Origin of the sequence: Pseudomonas sp. NY15372 (assembly GCF_048068215.1) — a bacterium.
GTDB classification, from domain to species: Bacteria; Pseudomonadota; Gammaproteobacteria; order Pseudomonadales; family Pseudomonadaceae; genus Aquipseudomonas; species Aquipseudomonas guariconensis_A.
Genome location: NZ_JBLUPY010000003.1, coordinates 171,922 through 192,753, shown reverse-complemented (window position 1 = coordinate 192,753; position 20,832 = coordinate 171,922). Strand labels below are relative to the sequence as shown.

Genomic DNA, 20,832 nt, shown 5'->3' with positions numbered 1-20,832 from the left:
CAGGTTTCATTTCAGCTCCCAGAACCAGACGGCCTTGGAACGATGTGCCTGATCGGCGAAATAGCCGGTGACCCGGCCTCTATCCCACAGGTCGATATGATCGCCGGTGCGGTTGTCGAATGCTTGCCCGGCACGGGCGAAGCAGTCCTTGAAGAAAATGATGCCGCGCTTCTCGCTGAGCTTGAGGCGATCGCTCGCGCTGCCGCTCAGTTGCAGCGGCGCGCCGAGATGGTGCTTCCACAGCCAGTTGGCCAGCGACTCCGCCCCCCGGGCATGGCCATGGGCACAGCGCGGTTCGCTGTAGGTGCCGGCGTTCACCTTGATGGTATGTTCGCCATTGAGCGCGATGCTCATGCGAATGGCGCACTGGTTATCCCAGCCGCCATCGCAAGGCGAGGAGTCGGTCGGGTAGGCATTCCACAGGTTGATGAAAGAGGGCTTGGCCATGGGTTCACCGTAAGCGGGTGAGGTGAGGGAAGGGCGCCCGCGCCAGCCAAAGCAGCGCGGGCGCGGTCGGTCAGATCTTGACGTTGGAGCGGATGTTCCAGCCGTACTTGATCGGGCCGCCTTCCTTGGTGCCGTCGGCTTTCTGCGGCTGATAGTCGACGGTGACCTTGGCGAAGTTCAGTGTCACGTTTTCGGTCAGGCGGTCATCGCTGCCCGAGCCACCGGTGCTCAGCGAACTGATGATCACCTCCTCGAGGTTGATGATCAGGTATTCGACCTGGCTCTCGCCACCGGCCTTGCGCACCGTCAGCTTGACCTTGTCGATGTGCTTGCCGCTGGAGCAGTGGGCCATCAGGTTGGGGCTGGACTTGTCGATGTACTTGGTGATGGACAGGTCCTGGATGTTGACCTTGCCAGAGCCGCCGCCGCTGCCCATGTGCATGTTGCCGGACTGGGACATGCCCCAGCTCCAGTTGAGCACGTCGATTTCGTCCTTGTGGGCTTTGTCCTGGGACTCGCCCTTGATGTCGCCGATCTTGATGAAAATATCTACAGCCATGATGTCCTCGGGATTTCGCGTCGGTTAGCGGTTCGGTGCTAATCGCAGGGGCAGCCCCACCCTGGGAGCGGGCTGCTCCGCGATGATCAGGCCCCTTTGGCCGAAGGCAGCTTCGACACCAGGCGCAGCGACACGGTCAGCCCTTCGAGCTGGTAGTGCGGGCGCAGGTAGAAGCGCGAGTTGTAGTAACCCGGGTTGCCTTCGACCTCCTCGACCACCACTTCGGCAGCTGCCAGTGGATGCTGGGCCTTGGTGGTCTCGGTGGAGTGCGCTGGGTCGCCGTCGACGTAGTTGAGGATCCAGTCTTGCAGCCAACGCTGCATCTCGTCCTTTTCCTTGAACGAGCCGATCTTGTCGCGAACGATGCACTTGAGGTAGTGGGCGAAGCGACAGGTGGCGAACAGGTACGGCAGGCGTGCGGCCAGGTTGGCGTTGGCGGTGGCGTCCGGGTCATCGTACTCGGCCGGCTTCTGCAGCGACTGGGCGCCGATGAACGCGGCGAAGTCGGTGTTCTTCTTGTGCAGCAGCGGCATGAAACCGTTTTTCGCAAGTTCCGCCTCGCGACGGTCGGAAATGGCGATTTCGGTCGGGCACTTCATGTCCACGCCACCGTCGTCGGTGGGGAAGGTGTGCGCCGGCAGGCCCTGCACTTCACCGCCAGACTCCACGCCGCGGATGCGCGAGCACCAGCCGTAGTGCTTGAACGAACGGTTGATGTTCACTGCCATGGCGTAGGCGGCGTTGGCCCAGGTGTATTTGCTGCTGTCGGCGCCGTCGGTGTCTTCTTCGAAAGCGAAGGCTTCTACCGGGTCGGTCTTGGCCCCGTAGGGCAGGCGTGCCAGGAACCGCGGCATGGTCAGGCCGATGTAGCGCGAGTCTTCCGATTCGCGCAGCGAGCGCCAGCCGGCATATTCCGGGGTGGTGAAGATCTTGGTCAGGTCGCGTGGGTTGGACAGCTCCTGCCAGGAACCCATGCCCATCACGGTAGGCGAGGCGGCCGAGATGAATGGCGCGTGCATGGAAGCGCAGACCTTGGACATCTCGCCCAGCAGCTCCACATCGGGCGGCGATTGGTCGAAGTAGTAATCACCCACCAGGCAACCATAAGGCTCGCCGCCGAACTGGCCGTATTCCTCTTCATAGAGTTTCTTGAATACTGGGCTCTGGTCCCAGGCGGTGCCCTTGAACTTCTTCAGGGTCTTGTGCAGGTCATTCTTGGAAATGTTGAGCACGCGGATCTTCAGCTGCTCGTCGCTCTCGGTGTTGTTGACCAGATAGTGCAGGCCACGCCAGGCGCTTTCCAGCTGTTGGAAATCGTCGTGGTGGATGATCTGGTTGACCTGGGCGGTGAGCTTGGCATCGATGGCGGCAATGATCTGTTCGATAGAGCCGATGGCATCGTTGGAAACCAGGTTGGTCTGCGCCAGGGCCTGTTCGGCGAGGGTACGCACGGCGCTCTCGACGGCTTCCTTGGCTCGCTCGGTCTTGGGCTTGAATTCCTGCAGCAGCAGATTGGCGAATTCGCTCGCATCCTGCGTGGCGACCGATGGGGACTGGGTATCGCGTAATGGATCGTTCATGGCCGTCTCCTCAGGCGCTCGGCTCGGTGTTGGCAGGTTTAGGCGCACTGGCCAGGGCCTGGAGCAGGGCTGGGTCCTTGATGGCTTTCAGGATGATGTCTTCGGCGCCGGTCTTGCCGTCCATGTAGGTCAGCAAGTTGGCCAGCTGGGTGCGGGCCTCGAGCAGTTGGTTGAGGGCATCGACCTTGCGTGCCACGGCAGCGGGGCTGAAGTCGTCCATGCTCTCGAAGGTGATGTCCAGGCTCAGGTTGCCTTCGCCGGTCAGCTCGTTGGGCACATTGAAGGCCACACGTGGCTTCATGGCCTTCAGGCGCGAGTCGAAATTGTCGACATCGATCTCCAGGAATTTGCGGTCGGCCACCGCTGGCAGCGGCTCGGCGGGTTTGCCGGCGAGGTCGGAGAGCACGCCCATGACGAAGGGCAGCTGGACCTTCTTCTCGGCGCCGTACAGTTCGACGTCATATTCGATCTGTACCCGCGGCGCACGGTTGCGCGCGATAAATTTCTGGGAGCTGTCTTTCGCCACGTTGTTCCTCCTGGTCGCCGATGCGGCGGCTCTGTTTGTTGCGGGCGTCGGTGTTATGCGCCCCGAACGGCGTCAGTCGCCTTCGGGGCCGCGCAGGTTCTCGAATTGCGACAAGCCATCGGGGATCAGGTCACGGACGATGGTCGCGAAATCGGCGTTGACCAGGTGCTTCGCCCTGCGCAGTAGCACCGGCAGGGGGCTGGACGGTTCGTGGCGAGCGTAGTACTGGAGCAGGCGATCGAGGCTTTGCAGCACGTCGTCGCGGCTGTTCACTTCGTCGGAACGAGTGGTGGCACGCGGTTGGGCAGCCGGCGCGGGCCGTTGGTCGTCGTTGGCGCTGACTTCGGGGTGGGTGTCGTCGACGGCAACGGCCGGTTCGGTACCCTCCGGGCCATAGTCGATCAACACTTGCAGGGCCTGGCGCAGGGGCTGCCGGAGAGCCGACAGGTCGACGCCACTGGCCGAACCGACCTGGTCGTTGACCCGGTGCTCGATGGTGTCCAGAGCCTCGCGTGCCAGCTGCAAGGCCTGACGGCATTGCGCCAGCTGTTCCGGCTCGACATCTCGCAGGGCCGCAGCCAACTCCTCGACACTCAATTGCTCGCTGGCGAAGTGCTGGATACCTGCGGCATGCAATGCCGCCCGGAGGGTGACCGGGCCGAAGGCGCGCGAGCGTACCAGCACGGTGTCGCGCAGCAGGGCGATGTTGGTGTCGCAGGTAAGGCCAGCCAGGGCGTTTACGCGTACGGTCGGGTCGTTGTCGTCGGCGGCATCCAGTTGAGGGTGCAGGTGCAGCCAGTATTCGCCCAGCAGGTCGCGGATCAGCTCGAGGCTCGCGGCCAGGCCTGGCAAGCCGTGCAAGGCCAGGTTCGCCTGGACGAGGAAATGGGTGATGCGCAGGTCCTTGCTGCGTTGCAGCAGGGTGGTGCAAGCCTGTTCGATGTCGCGCCACTGGGGGGGCTCGGCTGCCTGTACGGCATCGCCCATGACGCGCTCGGGACGACCTTGGGCATCACGCTCCAATTGCAGGAAATCGGGGTCGTATTCGAGGTCGTCGCCGCAGGGGAAGTCTGCGGAAACAGCAGCGAGCAGCAGCGGCGAGTTCACCAGGATTCGATCTCCATATCGGCCCTTGGCGGGGCTTCATTGGCGCAAAGTTGTTTTTGTGAACTAGCGCACAAACGTAGCGTTGAATATATGCCTGATATCGATGTGATATCACTTTGGAATTTTCAAGATGCGCATTTATGGTTTATTTCCAAAATGATGTCAAGGTAAGCTACGCGCCGTGAATGGGCACTTGTGATCGACTTGGCAAGCTATGGTTACCATTGGTCGATCAATATGAAAGTGTATTGCCGGTAAGGTTTAATACGACCTTCCGGATTAGGGTTGGCGGTGTTTTGCCCAGTATTTACGGGGCTTTGCCGGGCCATCGGGTCGGGCTTGTTCATTCACTCAAATGAATGGATAAGAGTTTCAGTTATACGCAAGGAGGCATGATGGCACTTTGCCTGACCATCACCAGTTACCACAAGATTACCCCTGGGCAGTGCCCGGAGAAGTTGCTGGAAACCGGTGCCATCACTGTAGGCCGCGCGGCAGATAATGATTGGGTGCTTCCCGATCCGGAGCGCCTGGTTTCCTCGAGGCATTGTGTCATTCAGTTCAAGGATGGTCGCTATTACTTGACCGACAATAGCACCAATGGCGTTGAGTTAGTGCATGCCGGTGTGCGTTTGCGTCGTGGAAACAGTGAACCGCTGATGGATGGCGAAGTTATTCGAATTGGCGATTATGAAATCCAGGCGAGGATTGATTCGGGACTGTCGGTGCCCATTGCTGGCCAGGCCGAAGCGCAGAGTTTCGAGGCGTTGATGGCCAATCAGGCTGCGGTGCCTGCAGCACCTATCTGCGGCGCGCCAGCGGCTTTCCTGCAGGGTGCCTCGAGCCATGACACCCTGCCTGACCTGTTCGATTTCCTGGGGCCTTCCAGTGTCCCGCCTGTCAGCCAGCCGGACCATGTCCCCGCTCAACAGCATGATTTTCGCCCGCCTGCCCCGATAGTGCCGCCTGAACCGGCTCAGGCGCCGGTTGCGCCGGGAGCGATTCCGGCCGACTGGCACCTGTTGGACAGTACCCCGGCGCCTGTGTCCCAGGCCGTGCCAGAGGCGGTGCTGGCCGCCGAGCCCGCCGTTGTGCCGCCCGCGACCGTGAAACCCGCAGTGCCGCCAGCGACACTGAAACCCGGGCCCTCTCAGGCCGCAGGCAACGATGCGTTGCTGCAGGCGTTCTTGCGAGGCGCCAGTATCGAACACCTGCGTATCGATGGCGCGGATGTCGTGGCCCAGATGGAAGCCATCGGCCGCAGCTACCGTCTGATGGTCGAAGGCCTGGTCGACGTGCTGCGCGCGCGCAGTAGCTTGAAGGGCGAGTTCCGCATGCAGCAAACCACCATCGCCCCGGTGCAGAACAACCCGCTGAAATTCGCTCCCAACGCTGACGAAGCGTTGCTGTTGCTGCTACGCCATAACAGCCAGGCGTTCATGGCTCCGGACCAGGCGGTTCGCGACAGTTTCGATGACTTGCGTGCGCACCAGCTGGCGGTGATGGCGGGCGTCGAAGCCGCCATCAAGCACCTGTTGTCGCGTTTTGAGCCCGGGCGGCTGGAAGAGCGTCTGGCACCCGCCGCCGGCCTGGCGAAGCTGTTCGGCGGCTCGCGTCAGGCCCATTGCTGGCAGCAGTTCACCGAGCTCTACGGGCAGATGTCCAGGGAGGCCGAGGACGACTTCCAGGACTTGTTCGGCCGAGAGTTCAGCCGCGCCTACGAGGCTCACAGCAGCCGCCTGCGACGCTCCTGAGGTACGGCCCGGAGCACAGGAAGAATACCAATACGTCATGAGGACGAGGATGAGTGCAACAAGACTGATCGCAGCCCTGGCCATCGTGCTGCTCAGTGCCTGCAGCAAGGGCGTGCCGGTCGAACCTGCGGCGACCGGCGCCGCAGTAGCGCCGGGCATTACCCTTTATTTCAGTGCTGCGGCCGGGCTCAACCCGGGCGCTACTGGCACGCCCGCCCCCGTGCGAGTGCGCATCTACGAGCTGAAGAACAGCGCTGCGTTCGTTCGCGCCGATTACTTCGCCCTGGCTGAGCGGGCCCAGGCAACGCTGGCTGCGGACCTGGTCGACCTGGACGAGGTTCTGCTCCAGCCCGGCGAACAGCTGCGTATCACCCGCCCGTTGAGCCCCGCCACGCGACAGGTCGGCCTGGTGGTCGGCTATCGCGAGATCGACCAGGCCCAATGGCGCAGTGTGCTGCCGGTGCCGCCCAACGACTATCAGATCAGCCTCGATGTGCATGCCGTGCGCAGCGCCGTGGCCATCCCTCAACCTGAGACTGCCCGCTAGGCAATCGGAGAACCCATGTCTTGGAACAATCGCGTGGTCTGGTCGGAAGGGATGTTCATCACGACCCAGCACTTCCAGCAGCACGACCGCTACCTTGAGAATTTCGTCGATGCCCGCAGCCGTCCGCTCAGCGCCGCTGCCTGGGGGTTCTCGGAGCTGTTGATCGACCAGGGGCTGCTGGCCCAGGGCAAGCTGGCGATCATCAGTGCCCGTGGCCTGTTGCCTGATGGCACGCCGTTCGATATTCCTCGCGACGACCTGCCACCAGCGCCACTGGAGGTTCCCGACGACGTTCGCGACGCAGTGGTCTATCTCTGCTTGCCGCTCAAGCGTGCCGGCGCACGGGACACCGTCGATGAGGGTGAGAGGCTCGACGGTGCGCGCTATATCAGCCGTATCAGCGAAGTGCGTGACGACAACGCCCCGTTCGAGAACCGTGCGCCGCTGGCTCTGGGTAGTCGTGCCCTGCGCCTGCTGCGCGCCGAGGATGGCCTGGGCGACTACGCCGCATTGGGTGTGGTGCGTATCCGCGAGAAGCGTGCCGACCGTGCGTTGGTATTGGACGACAGCTACATTCCGCCACTGCTCGACGTCAGCGGCAACGGCGCGTTGTCCGGGTTTCGTGGCGAGCTCCTGGGGCTGTTGCACCAACGCGCAGAGGCCTTGGCGGGGCGTGTGGTGGCGTCGGCCAACGGTGGCGCCTCGGAAATCGCCGATTTCATGCTGCTGCAGCTGGTCAACCGCGCCCAGCCGCTGATCGAGCACCTGAACCAGCTCTCGCCACTGCATCCAGAGCGTCTGTACAGCGAACTGGTGGCCTTGGCGGGTGAGTTTGCCACCTTCACCCGGGATGGCCGGCGTCCGGAGAGCTTTCCGGTGTACCAGCACGATGACCTGGCCGCGACGTTCACGCCGGTGATGGCTGCGCTGCGCGAAGCCTTGTCGATGCTGATCGACAGCAAGGCGGTGGCCATTCCTATCGTCGAAAAGGCCTACGGCATCCACGTCGGCATGCTGGCCGATCGCAGCCTGCTGGACAGCGCCAGCTTCGTGCTGGTGGTGCGCGCCGACGTACCCAGCGAGACACTGCGCAGCCGCTTCGGACAGCAGAGCAAGATTGGCTCGGTGGAGCACATCCGCGATTTGGTCAACCTGCAATTGCCGGGCATCGGTCTGCTGCCGTTGCCGGTCGCCCCTCGGCAGATCCCGTTCCATGCCGGTTCCACCTATTTCGAACTCGACCGAGGTAGCGAACATTGGAAACAGCTGCAGCATTCCGGTGGCTTCGCCTTCTACATCGCCGGCGAGTTTCCCGGCCTTAACCTGGCCTTCTGGGCCATTCGAGGATAAGCCGCGATGCAACCGGACGACCCGCTGGCCAACGACCGCACTCAGTTCATGCCGCGCCCCGGTGGCCGCGGGCCACAACAGGGCACACCGGCTCAAGAGCCGCTCCAGCCTTCATTCGCGCCGCTGAATGTGCCCGCCGAACCCCTGGCCCCGGGCCAGGGCGAAGGCCTCAATCCGCTGGAACAGGCGGCCGGCCCGCTGCTCGCGCTGCTCACTCGCCTGCGCAATACCATCGCCCATCCGGCTCCGGCCAGCCTGCGTGCGCAACTTTTGGCCTACCTGCGCCAGTTCGAGGAGCGTGCCGAAGCCGGTGGCGTGCCACGCAACGAAGTGTTGCTGGCCCGCTACGCATTGTGCACCGCGCTCGACGAAGCGGTGCTCAGCACCCCCTGGGGTAGCAGCAGCGACTGGGGCAAGCAGAGCCTGTTGATCACTGTGCACAACGAAGCGTGGGGCGGCGAGAAGGTGTTCCAGCTCATGGAACATTGCCTGCAGAGCCCGCGTGAACGGCTGAACCTGCTGGAGCTGCTGTACCTGTGCATCAGCCTCGGTTTCGAAGGCCGCTACCGGGTCATGAACGGTGGTCGCGCCCAGCTCGATGCGCTGCGCGAACGCACAGCCGCGACCATTCGCAGTGCGCGGGGCGATATCGAGCGTGAGCTGTCGCCGCATTGGCGCGGAGTCACCGTGGCCCGTGACCGGCTGGCGCAGTTTGTACCGCCTTGGGTCGGCCTGGCGGTGGCGCTGGCGCTCCTGCTGCTGGTGTTGTTCGGCTTGCGCCTGAAGCTGGCTGCCGATGCCGAGCCGGTCTTTCGCGGCATCCATGCCTTGGGGGAGATTCCGGTGCAGGCCATGGACCGGCCAGTCGTGCAACCAAAGCCGGTTGAGCGACCGCGCCTGGCGCGCTTTCTGGCCGAGGACATCAGGGCTGGTCGGGTCGCCGTCGAGGATGCAGTGGACCGCTCGGTGGTGACCATCCGCGGCGATGAACTGTTCGCCTCTGCCAGCGCCAGCATCAAGAGCGACTTCCAGCCGCTGATGTTGCGCATCGCCGAGGCCGTGGCAAAGGTGAAGGGCAACGTGAAGGTCACGGGCCACAGCGACAATCAGCGCATAGCCACCCTTCGCTTCCCTTCCAACTGGGCGCTGTCACAGGCTCGCGCCGAAGAGGTCAAGGGCATCCTCGCCGCTCGCACCGGTCAACCCGAGCGCTTCACTGCGCAGGGGCTGAGCGACACAGAGCCGCTGGCGTCGAACGACAGCGCGCAGGGCCGGGCGAAGAATCGTCGGGTTGAGATCACCGTTCTGGCGGAGGGCGTCGAGTGAAGGCGTTTTTCAATTTTGTCATTCGCTGGGTGATCCCGCTGCTGGGCCTGATCGCCCTGGGCCTGATCATCTGGTTCGTTGGCCCGTTGCTTGACGTTCTGGCACCCGCCGCAACGCGTTGGGCGCTGATCATCCTGTTGTTCGTGGCATGGGCTGCCTATAGGGTATGGCGCATCGTCCAGGCTCGCCGGCAGGCGGCCAAAGTGATGGAAGGCCTGGCTGTCGAAACCGCGCCGGACCCTGCCAGCGTGGCCACCGCCGAAGAGTTGGAAACCCTGCGCAAGCGCATGGACGAAGCCCTGGTGTTGCTGAAGAAGGCACGTCTGGGCGGAGATGAGCGGCGCAACCTGTACGAGTTGCCTTGGTATGTGATCATCGGCCCGCCCGGCTCGGGAAAGACCACCGCGCTGGTCAACTCAGGCCTGCATTTCCCGCTTGCCGCGCAGATGGGCGAGGGCGCCGTACGCGGGGTTGGTGGTACGCGTAACTGCGATTGGTGGTTCACCGACCAGGCCGTGTTGCTCGATACGGCCGGACGCTACACCACCCAAGACAGCCACGCACAGGTCGACAAGTCGGCCTGGCTGGGCTTTCTCGACCTGCTCAAGACCCAACGCCCGCGCCGCCCGATCGACGGCGCGTTCATCGCCATCAGCCTTTCGGACCTGCTGCTGGGCAGCGATGCCGAGCGTGCTGCCCATGCGGTGGCGATCCGCACACGGATACAAGAGCTGTACACCCACCTGGGCGTACGTTTTCCGATCTATCTGATGCTGACCAAGCTCGACCTGGTGCCGGGTTTCATGGAGTTCTTCGACAACCTGAGCAAGGAAGAGCGCGCGCAGGTGTGGGGCATGACCTTCCCGTTGGATGATGGGCAGCAGGGCGACGGCCCGCTGGCACAGTTCATCAACGAGTTCGGCCTGCTCGAACAACGCCTCAACCAGCGTCTGGTCGAGCGTCTGCAGCAAGAGCGCGACCCGGCGCGACGAGATCTGGTCTACGGCTTCGTCCAGCAGTTCGCCGCGTTGCGCGGTAACCTCGAGACCTTCCTCGATGGCGTTTTCAGACCCAATGCCTTCGAAGAGCGCGCGCTGCTGCGAGGTGTGTACTTCACCAGCGGTACCCAGGAAGGCAGCCCGATCGACCGATTGATCGGCAGCATGGCCCAGAGCATGGGCCTGGACCGTGCGCACCTGGCACGGCAGAACGGCACCGGTCGTAGCTACTTCATCGAGAAACTGTTCAGCGCCGTGGCCTTCGTCGAGCGGGGGCTGGTGGGCAACAATCCGAAAGTCGAAAAGCGGCGCAAATGGATCACCCGTGGCGCTCTGGCCCTGAGCGTAGCCCTGGTGCTGGTGGTCGGCACGCTATGGACGCTGAGCTACCGGGCCAACCAGCAGTACATCGCCGAAGTCGACAGCCGCCTCAAGCCTTTGGGCAGGAGTGTGCAGGAGCTGAGCCCGGCCCAGCGCAACGTGGTCGATGTACTGCCGCTGCTCAATGCCGTACGCCGCCTGACCGACGACCCGCCTGGTTGGGCCGAGGGCCTGGGGTTGTACCAGGGCGATATGCTCGAAGGTGAGGCGAGCAGTGTGTATCGCAAGCTGCTGATCGCCATTTTCGCTCCGCGGCTGGTTACCCGCATCGAAGAGCAACTGTATGCGGGCGGTCCTTCCGATTACCTCTACGAAGGGCTGAAGGCGTACCTGATGTTGGCCGATGGCGAACACTACGACCCGGACTTCATTACCGCCTGGATCTCCCTCGACTGGGAGCGTCACCTGCCGCGCGACATGGCCCCGGACCTGCGCCAGTCACTGGAGCAACACCTGGCGGCACTGTTCGAAAAGCGCCCGCCCAACGCGCGCCTCGACCAGCGCCTGATAGACGACACCCGCCGCCAGTTGCAGCAGCTGCCGGTGGCCCAGCGTGTCTACGATCGGGTCAAGCGCCAGAAGTTGCCGGCCGGGGTCGACGATTTCCGTATCAGCGATGGGGCTGGCCGTGATGCGGCATTGGTGTTCCGGCTCAAGAGCGGCAAACCGTTGAACGACCCGCTGCCGGGTATCTTCACTGTCGAGGGTTACCGTAAGGCCTTCCTCGCCGCCAGCGTCGCTCACAGCGCGACCTTGGCCGAAGAGCGCTGGGTGCTCGGTCGCGAACCGGGTGAGTCGGGGGATGCCAAGCGCTTGGCCGATGACGTCCTGCAACTGTATTACCAGGACTACATCCGTAATTGGGATGCGCTGCTGGCCGACCTTGATTTCGTGCCGATCACCAGCGTCGGCCAGGCCGCCGATGTGTTGCGCGTACTGTCTGGGGCGACTTCTCCGATGAAGAAACTGCTCCAGGCGGTGGCGAAGGAAACCAACCTGCAGCAGCCCACTACCCTCGACAAAGTCCAGGGCAAGGTTGAGCAGGCTGGCGTCGACCAGTTGCGCCAGCGCCTCGACGGTCTGCTTGGCGATGCGCCACCGAGCAGCGACAGCCTGGCGGCTCGCGAGGTCGACCCGGTAACGGCGCACTTCGCCGAACTCGCCGCGCTGGTGGAGACCGGCGAGGACCAGCCGGCCGCCATCGATGGCTTGCTTACCGACCTCAACGCCCTCTACGTGCAGGTGAGCGCCATGGTGGGCGCCAGCGGCGATTCGTTGCTGGGAGAGGCAAAGAACCAGGTCCAGGCCGCCGCTCAGCGTGTATCGCTCGCTGCCGCACGCCAGCCCAAAGTGGTGCAGGGGCTGGTGGGTTCGGTGGTCGGCTCGACCAACAATATCGTCATGGGTGGCGTACGCAACCAGCTCAATGCAGCCTGGACCAGTGAGGTCGTCAAGGTCTACCGCCAGTCGCTCAGTGGTCGCTACCCGATGGTCGCTGGTAGTACGCGGGACGCCACCCTGGAAGATTTCGGTCAGTTCTTCGGCGTTGGCGGGGTGATGGACAACTACTTCCGCAAGTACCTGCAGCCATACGTCAACATGTCCAGCACGCCTTGGAGCTGGCAGCCGGGTGCGGCGCAGAAGCTGGGGATCAATGCCAACGTGCTGTACACCTTCCAGCGTGCGGCGACCATCCGTGATGCATTCTTCCGCAACACCAGCGGCTTGCAACCCGGCGTACGCTTCGAGCTCAAGCCGGTGGCGATGGATGCATCCATTACCCAGTTCCTGCTCGACCTGGATGGCCAACAGGTCAGCTACGACCATGGTCCGAGCCGCCCGGTGGCCTTGCAGTGGCCGAACCCGAACAGCATCGGTGTGGTACGCCTGTCGATTTCACCGCCATCGCCTACCGGTCGTTCCGGGCTGACGCTCGAAGGGCCATGGGCCTGGTTCCGCTTGCTCGACCAGTCCGACCTGGTGGCCGGGAGCACACCCGAGCGCTTCAGCCTGCGCCTGCGTGTGGACGGTGTGAGTGTCTCCTACGAGCTGCGTGCCAGCAGCGCCTTCAACCCGTTCCGCAGCCGAGTGGTCAGCGGTTTCAGCCTGCCGGAGCATCTGTGAACGACGTGGGGTTCTACGGAAAGCTGGCAAGCCGCGGTGACTTCGTCAGTCGCGCCTTGCCGCAGAGTTTCATCCAGCCCTGGGACCAATGGCTGGCGGCGGGGCTCCAGTCCAGCCAGCAGCATTTGGGCGACAGTTGGCTCGATGCCTACCTGGTCAGCCCGTTGTGGCGCTTTGCGTTGGCGCCAGGGCTATGTGGACCGCAAGCGGCAGTCGGGGTGCTGATGCCGAGCATCGACCGGGTCGGGCGGTATTTTCCATTGACGGTGGCGCAGGTGCTGGAGCCTGGCCAGCCGTTGGCGACGGCAGTGGCCGGAGGCGAGGAGTGGTTCGAGCAGGTGGAGGCAGCATTATTGGCGACGCTTGAGCCAGGTGCAGTGCTTGAGGACTTCGAAGCGGCTTTGCAGCCGTTTCGCGACGCCTGGCCACTCCCGCAGGCTGCGCCGGCCCGGCTGACGGTCGGCGGCCTGCAGCGGTTGGATGCGACTACGCCGCAAGGGCGTGCCTTGGCCCTGGCCGAATGTGCCTGCGAAGGCATGAGTTTGTGGTGGGGCAGGGGTTCGGAACGTATCGCTCCCGGACTGATGCGCTGTGTGGGGCTTCCCCGCAGTGAGGATTTCGCCGGGTTTCTCCTGGGTAGCGAGGCATACTCTTGATGACCGCCATGCATTACACCGCGGCCAGTTACAGCCATGTCGGCATGGTGCGCAAGATCAACGAAGACGCCTGCCTGGAACTGACGGCCGATGGCTTGTGGGCAGTGGCTGACGGTATGGGTGGGCATGCGGCCGGCGACTATGTCAGCAGCCTGGCGGTCGACAGCCTGAGACAGATACGACAGGTCGAGGCGCTGGAGCAATGCGTTCAGGTGGTGCGCGATACCCTTGATCGGGTCAACCGGGCAGTCCGTGACGAGACCACGCGGCGCGGTGTGGCGATGATGGGCAGCACCGTAGTGGTGCTGGCCGCACGGGACCAGCAGGCCATTGGGCTATGGGCCGGCGACAGCCGCCTGTACCGCTTGCGCGAAGGGCGTATCGAGCGCCTGTCCCACGACCATAGCTATGTCCAGGAACTGCAGGACAGCGGCCTGCTCAGCGAGGCCGAGGCCCGCGTGCATCCGCGAGGCAACATCGTCACCCGCGCCATCGGTGTTCAAGACCAACTCGAGTTGCAGGCTGTCACGTTGCACGTGCAGCGCGGCGATACCTACCTGTTGTGCAGCGATGGGCTGAACAAGACCGCCGAGGATCACGAGATCGCCGATGTGCTCGGCCACGCCGATCCCTACCAGGTGGTACGCAGCCTGGTGCATCTCGGCCTGACCCGGGGCGCTCCAGACAACATCACCGCCGTGGTCGTGAAGGTGAGCTGAAGACATCATGGACATGCACATCCCAGGATTCGATATCGATAGCGAGCTTGGCCAGGGCGCCATGGCCAGTGTGTACCTGGCGACCCAGCGTTCCCTGGAGCGCAAGGTAGCACTCAAGGTGATGGCTGCGAGCCTGGCTGCCGACCCTACCTTTTGCGAGCGGTTCCTGCGTGAAGGGCGCACCCTGGCTCGTCTGTCGCACCCGCACATCGCTACCATCCACGACATCGGCAATGTCGGCGAGTTGTACTACATGGCCATGGAGTACTTGCCCAGCGGCACGCTCAAGGAGCGCATCGCCGCCGGCCTGGCACCGGAGCAAGGGCTGCTGTACGTCCGCCAGATCGCCCAGGCGCTGGGCTATGCCCATGCCCAAGGCTTGGTGCACCGCGACGTCAAGCCTGCCAACATCCTGTTCCGCGCCGATGGCACCGCAGTGCTTTCGGACTTCGGCATCGCCAAGTCATTGGATGACCGCACCCAGTTCACGCAGGCTGGTTTTGCCGTGGGTACGCCCAGCTACATGAGCCCGGAGCAAGCCCGTGGCCTGGAGATCGATGGCCGTGCCGACCTTTACGCGCTTGGTGTGGTGCTCTACGAGATTCTTGTCGGCAAGCTGCCCTACAGTGGTAACGATGCGCTGTCCACGGCCTTGGCCCACCTCACCGAGCCATTGCCGGAGCTGCCCATCGAACATGGCCGCTATCAGGATATCCTGCGCGGGCTGCTGGCCAAGGACCCTGGCGAGCGTTTTGCCGATGCTGCGGCGCTGCTCGCCGCCCTCGATCGTCTGCCGGCACAGGATGCCGACAGTACGTTGGTTCGCCCGCTTTCGCCTGGCCCCATGGCCGACAAGGGTGGACGTGACCTCGGAGGGCTGACCCCGGTTTCCATCGAGATCCCGCAAACGCCACCTTCGCATCGACAGCCGACGCCATCCCCTGCGCCGGTTGTCGCCCCATCGAAAAAGAAACCCGCCGTGGCCTTGCTCGCGGTGGCTATCGCGGCAGCCGTTGGCCTGGGCGGCGCGGGTTACTGGTGGCTACACGGTGGTGACGCCCCCGTGCCTGATGCCCCGGTGGCGCAGCAGCCTGTGTCGGACGCCACCCAGGCTGGCACCCCTGCGGCTGTAGCCGTCGATGATCAACGCCCCTTGCTGATGCCCGGCAAGAAGACCTTGTTCCAGCGTGTACTCAGCAAACCAGGTGCACGTCTGTTCGATGCGCCCGGCGGTAAGGCGCACGACAGCCTGCCGGCCTTCAGCGTGCTGTACGTCTACCAGCGCAAGGATGCGCAGGGGCAGACCTGGTTGCAGGTCGGGGCCGCCAGTGACGGTCAGCGCGACGGCTGGTTACAGGCCAGCCAGGCCAGTGACTGGAAGCAGAGCCTGGTGCTCAAGTTCACCGAGCGCTCTGGACGTTCGCCCGTGATGTTCATGCGCCAGCCCGAGGATGTGCAGCAGTTGCTCGACGACAGCCGCCTGGCCCGCGCTGAACTGCTCAAAGCGCAGACCGCACCGGACCAGGTGCCTCAGGTGATGGCTCTGGAACCGACCGACAGTGCCGTGCCTCAGACGCAGTTCTACCTGATGCCGATCTTCGATTACCGTGAAAGCTTCGACGCCGAAGGGCAACCGGTGCAATTGCTCAACATCGCCTCGATCGACCCGGGTGGCAGCGCCGCAGCGCCCGACGCGGCAGGTGTGGCGACAGCTGATGACAAGGGGTTTCGCACTGCCGTGGTCCTGGTGGTGGATACTTCGGTATCCATGCAGCCCTATATCGACCGCGTACGCCAGGTGGTCAGCGAACTGCAGCAGCAGTTAGCCGCGCGGGGCGAGCTGGATAACGTCAGCTTTGGCTTGGTGGGGTTCCGCAACAATACCAGGCGCACCCCAGGGCTGGATTACCTGAGCCGTACCCTGGTGACGCTGGAGGAAGGCCGTGACCCGGTACGCTTTCTCAAGGCGGCGTCGCAGGTCAAGGCCACTACGGTGTCCAGCCACTCCTTCAACGAAGACGCCTTTGCCGGCGTCATGCAGGCTGTCGAGGGCATGGATTGGTCGGGCTATGGTGGCCGTCTGATCTTGTTGGTCAGCGACGCAGGGGCGCTGCGCAAGAGCGACCCGTACAGCAGCACCCAGATGAACGAAGCGGAGGTCCGCCAGGCGGCCCTGAGCAAGCAGATCAAGATCTATGCCCTGCACTTGCGCACGCCAGCCGGGGTGAAGAACCATGGCTCGGCCGAGCAGCAGTACCGGGTGCTCACCGCCGACAGCAACCCACGTATCGGCGACCTTTACGTCTCGGTGCCGGGCGGTGACGTGACGCTGTTCGGCGAGCGCGTGAAGGAGATCGGCTCGACGTTCGCCGAGTTGGTCCATCAGGTCCGCAACAAGCAGCCGCAGCCTGCGCCGTTACTGACCTCGGCTTCGACCTTGGCGGCCAAGTCGCAGGCCATCGGATACGCCATGCATATGGACTTCCTCGGACGTCGCAGCGCCAGCCAGGCACCTCGGGTGGTAAGCGCCTGGACAGCCGATCGCGACCTGACCAACCCGGCGTTGCCGACGCTGCAGGTATGCGTGATGCTGACCAAGCTGCAGCTCAACGACCTGCAGCAATCGCTCAAGTTGATCGTCGATGCCGCACGCAAGTCCCGCAGTTCGCCAGGCGATTTCTTCAATGAGATCGCCAGCGCCAGTGCCTACATGAGCCGTGATCCGGCTGCCCTGCGCAAGGGCGCCAACCTGGCTCAGAGCGGTGTGCTGGGCGAGTACCTGGACGGTCTGCCGTACCGCAGCAAATCCCTGGGCATGACCCAGGACCTGTGGCTGTCGCTCTCCGTCGCCGAGCAGGAGGACTTCATCGACGAGTTGGAGTCGAAGATCCGCTTGTACGAAACCTTCCACAACGACATGGCCAACTGGGTGCGCTTCGGTAATGCCGAGCCGGGCGATGCTCTGTACCGTGTCCCGCTGTCGACCCTGCCGTGATGATCCATCTGCAGGGAGTGCACAAGACGCGCGGGCAGGGGGCCCAGCGTTACAGCCTGGAGATCGAGCGGCTGCAGGTGGCGATGGGCGAGTGCTTGGCCCTGGTCGGCCCCAGTGGTTGTGGCAAGAGCACGTTGCTCGACCTGCTGGGCCTGGTGTTGGCGCCGGATAAAGCCGAATGCTTCAGCCTGGGCGTCGAAGGAAGCGACCAGGACATTGCCGGGCTCTGGCGCCAGCGTCGCCTCGACCGCCTGGCAACCCTGCGCAGTCGACACCTGGGCTATGTGTTGCAGGCTGGCGGCCTGCTCGGTTTCTTGAGCGTGCGTGGCAACATCAGCCTGCCGCGTCGTTTGCTGGGCCTGGACGACGACGGTAGCGTCGAGCGCCTGGCCACGGCGCTGGATATCCATGAACAACTGGGCAAGCGTCCGGCGGCGTTGTCGCTCGGCCAGCGTCAGCGGGTCAGTTGTGCCCGTGCGCTGGCCCACGGGCCGGCTCTGTTGTTGGCCGACGAGCCCACGGCGGCATTGGACCCGGTCAATGCCGAGCGCGTCATGCACCTGCTGTTGCGCCAGGCCCAGGCGCACCGCGTCACCTGCGTCGTTGCCAGCCATGACGAGGCCTTGGTGCGCAACGCGGGCCTGGTCGTTTTGCGCATGGCTTGTCGCCGCGATGCAGACGGCGGCGTCACCGCGACCCTGGAGCGGTCGGCATGATACGCCCCTTGCTGATCGCCGGGTTGGCCTGGCAGGACTACCGCAACGATGCGCGGCTGTCGGCCTGCGGTGTGCTGGCGCTGGTGGCGGTGATCGCGCCATTGCTGGTGCTGTTCGGCCTCAAGTTCGGCCTGGTCGGCAGCCTCACCGAGCGTTTGCAGCGCGACCCCGGTGTGCGCGAGATCATTCCCATGGGCGGTGGGCGCTTCGATACGGCTTTTGTCACCGCCCTGGCCAACCGAGCGGATGTGGCGTTCGCGATCCCACGCCCTCGCCAGATCGCCGCTACCGCCGAATTGTTGTCACCAGCCAAGGGGCGTTTAGTGACGGTTGAAATGCTGCCCACTGCCGATGGCGATCCATTGCTGCAAGGCGTAGTGCAGCCGACCGGCTTGCAGGAGGTGGTGCTCAGCTTCACCGCCGCGGAAAAACTGGGCGTGAAGACGGGCGATACCCTGGTGGCCAGCTTCGGTCGTCAGCAGGCAGGCGAGCTGCAGAGGCGCCAGGCCTCCGTGCGGGTGGTAGCCGTATTGCCATTGGCGGCGTTCGAGCGGGATGGTCTGTTCGCCCCGCTGGCTTTGTTGATGGCCGCCGAAGACTATCGCGATGGCCGCGCCGTGCCGGCCCTGGGCTGGCACGGGGAGGCCGCGGGTGACCCGGCCCTGCGGGTGTACCCGGCGTTTCGCCTGTATGCCCGGACGCTCACGGATGTCGAGCCGCTGCGCCGGCTGTTCGCCGAACGTAAGTTGCTGGTGTCGACCCAGGCCGCGCAGATCGCCCAAGTGCAATCCTTGAGCCGCAACCTGGACCTGGTGTTCTGGATCATCGCTGCCCTGGCCATCGCCGGTGCGGTCGCTGCCACTGCCGCTGGCGCGCTGGCTGCGGTGGAGCGCAAGCGGCGCGAGCTGGCAGTGTTGCGCCTGCTGGGCTTCGGCACCGCCGCGCTGCTGGCGTTCGTGGTGCTCCAGGCTTTGTACAGCGGTGTTTTGGCAGCCGGCCTGGCGGCGTTGCTGTACCTACTGGCCGAACACGGCTTGAACCGTCTTTTCACGCAGGGGCCAGGCGAATACGCCAGTCACCTGCTGCCCATGCACTATCTGATCGCGCTGTTGGCCGTCCTCTTGGCGAGCTCCGTCGCTGCCATCCTGGGTGGCTGGCGAGCGGCGCGGATCGAAACCTGTGAAGGAATCCGTGATGTCTGAATGTCGTCTACGGGCCGCCGCCCTGGTCGTTGCCGCCCTGACGCTGGTCGCTTGCGCACAGGCCGAGGACGATGACAAAGCCAAGACCAAGGCCCCAGCCGAGGCCGGCAACAAGGCTGCGCCCGTTTCCACCAGCAAGTTGGACAACCCCAAGCCTTTGAGCGATGACGTCAGCCTGCCGCTGCCCTGTGGCGGTGAGATGGTGTTCCGCCATGTCTATGTGCTGGCCCAAGGCAGCCTGGATGATCGCGAGGTCAGTTTGGGCTATCCGTTCAGTGAGGGCGAGGCCGGCTACAAGCAGTCGTTCATCTCCGGTTACCGGCGTGACTTCATCAATGGCCAGTTCAGCCAGGCGGACCTGGCGCCATCCTGGCAGAAGCTGGTTGGGCCAAGCCTGCCCGTGATCGAGGCGGGCAGCCCGCTCAAGCCGATGATGTATTTCATCGGCAAGTACGAGGTTACCGAGCGCCAGTACAAACAGGTCATGGCCCAAGCCCAATCGTTGGCCAGCGGTCAGGCGGCCACTGCCTGTGAGCCAGTGACCGAAGCGTCGGGCCGCCTGCCCAAGGTCAAGCTGTCGCGTTTCGAAGCGGAGCGTTTCGCCGCGGTCTACAGCGCCTGGCTGATGAAGCATCACCGCGACCTGCTACCGGTAAGTGGCCGCGGCAGCAAGCCCGAGGAGGGAGGGGTCGGTTTCGTGCGTCTGCCTACCGAAGTGGAGTGGGAGTTCGCTGCCCGTGGCGGTTCGCTCGTCAGTCGCCAGGAACTGGAAGGACGGTTGTTCCCGCGTAAGGTCCAGGGCAGCGACAGCGAAGGGCCCCTGGCCGATTGGGCGGTGTTCAATCAGGTCGCCGGGGGCACCGGGCAGGCTGCGCGGCTGATGCCGATCGGTACCCGCCAACCGAACCCGCTGGGGCTGTTCGATGTGATCGGCAACGCCGCGGAAATGGTCCAGGAGTCGTTCCAGCTGGTTCATGCCGGCCGGCGCCAAGGCGCTTACGGCGGTTTCGTGGTCAAGGGTGGTAACTACCTCGAAGGCGAAGGCACGCTGTTCACCGGCATGCGCCGAGAGTACCCCCTGTTTGGCGCCGATGGCACCGAGCAGCGCAACGAGACCACGGGGTTCCGGGTGGCCATCGGTGCCCTGTCGGCGCCACGCTCGCGTTATCAGGAATTGTTCGAGCAGTGGCAGAAGGAGGGCCGCCTGGCCAGCCTGACCGACGCCATCGACGACGCCCAGGATCCCACCAAGCGCCTGGACGGCATTATCGCGACTTCAGCCGACCCGCGCCTGCAAGCCGAGCTGGGCTTGGTCAACGAAGAGCTCAAGCGCAATGTCTCGCTGATTGCCCGGCAACGTGAGGAAGCGGCCGGGAACCTGATCCAGTCCGCAGCCCTGGTGGCCGAGACCATCAATAACTACAACATTCGCCTGACCAATCTGCAGAAAACCCAGCGCCAGGCCCAGACCTCGGGCGACCAGGCCAGCGCGCGCCTGTTTGCGGCTGCCATCGCCAACGGCCGCAGCGCCCTGGACGGCGCCGTGGCGATCTACATCGACAACCTGGCCAGCGGGACGCGCTACACCGATGCGGTGATCCAGGCGCAGTTCCAGCGCGTGAAGGAAGAGCTCAATCGCAAACCGGTCCTGGGCAAGAGCCTGGTGACCCGCGCCACCTTGTTCGTCCGCCACGTCGGGGAGTATCGCCAGAACCGGCGAGCCGACCCGGCGACGATCCTCAAGGAGCTGCTCGCATCGGCAGCGCCGAGACCCTGAAGTACCTGAACCAAGAAAGGAATCCCGGGCTGGCATGACGCTGCCCGGGCGTGTTCAAACCAAGAGAG

The 20,832-nt window shown here is 64.1% G+C and carries 16 protein-coding genes; 11 read left to right on the top strand and 5 right to left on the bottom strand.

Going from position 1 to position 20,832, the window contains the following annotated elements; translation table 11 throughout:
- Positions 1 to 6: 6 nt before the first annotated feature.
- The 5 genes from ACNFG0_RS04100 to tssA all read right to left on the bottom strand — a co-directional run bounded on the left by ACNFG0_RS04100 (position 7) and on the right by tssA (position 4,219).
- Complete coding sequence (locus ACNFG0_RS04100) at positions 7 to 447, bottom strand: type VI secretion system amidase effector protein Tae4 (RefSeq protein WP_196143894.1); 441 nt, start codon at positions 445 to 447, stop codon at positions 7 to 9.
- Between the two features lie 70 nt (positions 448 to 517).
- Positions 518 to 1,006: an Hcp family type VI secretion system effector gene (locus ACNFG0_RS04095; protein WP_196143895.1), complete on the bottom strand. Its 489-nt coding sequence runs from the start codon at positions 1,004 to 1,006 to the stop codon at positions 518 to 520.
- An 86-nt stretch (positions 1,007 to 1,092) separates the two neighbouring features.
- Positions 1,093 to 2,586: a type VI secretion system contractile sheath large subunit gene (gene tssC / locus ACNFG0_RS04090; protein ID WP_196154499.1), complete on the bottom strand. Its 1,494-nt coding sequence runs from the start codon at positions 2,584 to 2,586 to the stop codon at positions 1,093 to 1,095.
- 10 nt (positions 2,587 to 2,596) lie between these two features.
- Positions 2,597 to 3,112: a type VI secretion system contractile sheath small subunit gene (tssB, locus tag ACNFG0_RS04085; protein ID WP_196143897.1), complete on the bottom strand. Its 516-nt coding sequence runs from the start codon at positions 3,110 to 3,112 to the stop codon at positions 2,597 to 2,599.
- Between the two features lie 72 nt (positions 3,113 to 3,184).
- Positions 3,185 to 4,219, bottom strand: a complete 1,035-nt coding sequence (tssA, locus tag ACNFG0_RS04080; protein ID WP_196143898.1) for a type VI secretion system protein TssA — start codon at positions 4,217 to 4,219, stop codon at positions 3,185 to 3,187.
- Positions 4,220 to 4,614: 395 nt separating this feature from the next.
- Between tssA and tagH the strand changes: the two genes are divergently transcribed.
- Genes tagH through ACNFG0_RS04025 form a run of 11 tightly spaced genes read left to right on the top strand, consistent with a single transcriptional unit; the run spans position 4,615 to position 20,764 of the window.
- Complete coding sequence (gene tagH / locus ACNFG0_RS04075) at positions 4,615 to 5,973, top strand: type VI secretion system-associated FHA domain protein TagH (protein WP_416764055.1); 1,359 nt, start codon at positions 4,615 to 4,617, stop codon at positions 5,971 to 5,973.
- 49 nt (positions 5,974 to 6,022) lie between these two features.
- Positions 6,023 to 6,520, top strand: a complete 498-nt coding sequence (tssJ, locus tag ACNFG0_RS04070) for a type VI secretion system lipoprotein TssJ (RefSeq protein WP_196154497.1) — start codon at positions 6,023 to 6,025, stop codon at positions 6,518 to 6,520.
- A gap of 15 nt (positions 6,521 to 6,535) precedes the next feature.
- On the top strand, positions 6,536 to 7,870 hold the full coding sequence (gene tssK / locus ACNFG0_RS04065; RefSeq protein ID WP_416764054.1) for a type VI secretion system baseplate subunit TssK: 1,335 nt from the start codon (positions 6,536 to 6,538) through the stop codon (positions 7,868 to 7,870).
- Positions 7,871 to 7,876: 6 nt separating this feature from the next.
- Positions 7,877 to 9,196 (top strand): DotU family type VI secretion system protein, encoded by a 1,320-nt coding sequence (locus ACNFG0_RS04060; protein ID WP_196143902.1) that lies wholly within the window; start codon positions 7,877 to 7,879, stop codon positions 9,194 to 9,196.
- Positions 9,193 to 12,699, top strand: a complete 3,507-nt coding sequence (tssM, locus tag ACNFG0_RS04055; protein WP_416764053.1) for a type VI secretion system membrane subunit TssM — start codon at positions 9,193 to 9,195, stop codon at positions 12,697 to 12,699. Before ACNFG0_RS04060 ends, tssM begins: the two co-directional genes overlap by 4 nt.
- On the top strand, positions 12,696 to 13,355 hold the full coding sequence (gene tagF, locus ACNFG0_RS04050; protein WP_416764052.1) for a type VI secretion system-associated protein TagF: 660 nt from the start codon (positions 12,696 to 12,698) through the stop codon (positions 13,353 to 13,355). Before tssM ends, tagF begins: the two co-directional genes overlap by 4 nt.
- Complete coding sequence (locus ACNFG0_RS04045) at positions 13,355 to 14,074, top strand: PP2C family protein-serine/threonine phosphatase (RefSeq protein WP_196143905.1); 720 nt, start codon at positions 13,355 to 13,357, stop codon at positions 14,072 to 14,074. The genes tagF and ACNFG0_RS04045 overlap by 1 nt, the downstream gene beginning before the upstream one ends.
- 7 nt (positions 14,075 to 14,081) lie before the next feature.
- A complete protein-coding gene (locus ACNFG0_RS04040; RefSeq protein WP_416764051.1) occupies positions 14,082 to 17,069 on the top strand; it encodes a protein kinase domain-containing protein in 2,988 nt (995 codons plus the stop codon).
- Positions 17,069 to 17,785, top strand: coding sequence for an ABC transporter ATP-binding protein (locus ACNFG0_RS04035; protein ID WP_230381023.1), 717 nt, complete (start codon positions 17,069 to 17,071; stop codon positions 17,783 to 17,785). The genes ACNFG0_RS04040 and ACNFG0_RS04035 overlap by 1 nt, the downstream gene beginning before the upstream one ends.
- Positions 17,785 to 18,987 carry an FtsX-like permease family protein gene (locus ACNFG0_RS04030; RefSeq protein ID WP_416764090.1) on the top strand — a complete coding sequence of 401 codons (1,203 nt, stop codon included), beginning with the start codon at positions 17,785 to 17,787 and terminating at the stop codon, positions 18,985 to 18,987. Before ACNFG0_RS04035 ends, ACNFG0_RS04030 begins: the two co-directional genes overlap by 1 nt.
- On the top strand, positions 18,980 to 20,764 hold the full coding sequence (locus tag ACNFG0_RS04025) for a formylglycine-generating enzyme family protein (RefSeq protein ID WP_196143908.1): 1,785 nt from the start codon (positions 18,980 to 18,982) through the stop codon (positions 20,762 to 20,764). The genes ACNFG0_RS04030 and ACNFG0_RS04025 overlap by 8 nt, the downstream gene beginning before the upstream one ends.
- Positions 20,765 to 20,832: the final 68 nt, after the last annotated feature.

Excerpts from the sequence above, each read along its gene's own strand:
- tssK (WP_416764054.1), top strand. The coding sequence starts at position 6,536 with ATGTCTTGGAACAATCGCGTGGTCTGGTCGGAAGGGATGTTCATCACG.
- tssC (WP_196154499.1), bottom strand. The coding sequence starts at position 2,586 with ATGAACGATCCATTACGCGATACCCAGTCCCCATCGGTCGCCACGCAG.
- ACNFG0_RS04060 (WP_196143902.1), top strand. The coding sequence starts at position 7,877 with ATGCAACCGGACGACCCGCTGGCCAACGACCGCACTCAGTTCATGCCG.
- ACNFG0_RS04040 (WP_416764051.1), top strand. The coding sequence starts at position 14,082 with ATGGACATGCACATCCCAGGATTCGATATCGATAGCGAGCTTGGCCAG.
- ACNFG0_RS04045 (WP_196143905.1), top strand. The coding sequence starts at position 13,355 with ATGACCGCCATGCATTACACCGCGGCCAGTTACAGCCATGTCGGCATG.
- ACNFG0_RS04035 (WP_230381023.1), top strand. The coding sequence starts at position 17,069 with ATGATCCATCTGCAGGGAGTGCACAAGACGCGCGGGCAGGGGGCCCAG.
- tagH (WP_416764055.1), top strand. The coding sequence starts at position 4,615 with ATGGCACTTTGCCTGACCATCACCAGTTACCACAAGATTACCCCTGGG.
- ACNFG0_RS04025 (WP_196143908.1), top strand. The coding sequence starts at position 18,980 with ATGTCTGAATGTCGTCTACGGGCCGCCGCCCTGGTCGTTGCCGCCCTG.
- ACNFG0_RS04100 (WP_196143894.1), bottom strand. The coding sequence starts at position 447 with ATGGCCAAGCCCTCTTTCATCAACCTGTGGAATGCCTACCCGACCGAC.
- ACNFG0_RS04095 (WP_196143895.1), bottom strand. The coding sequence starts at position 1,006 with ATGGCTGTAGATATTTTCATCAAGATCGGCGACATCAAGGGCGAGTCC.
- tssJ (WP_196154497.1), top strand. The coding sequence starts at position 6,023 with ATGAGTGCAACAAGACTGATCGCAGCCCTGGCCATCGTGCTGCTCAGT.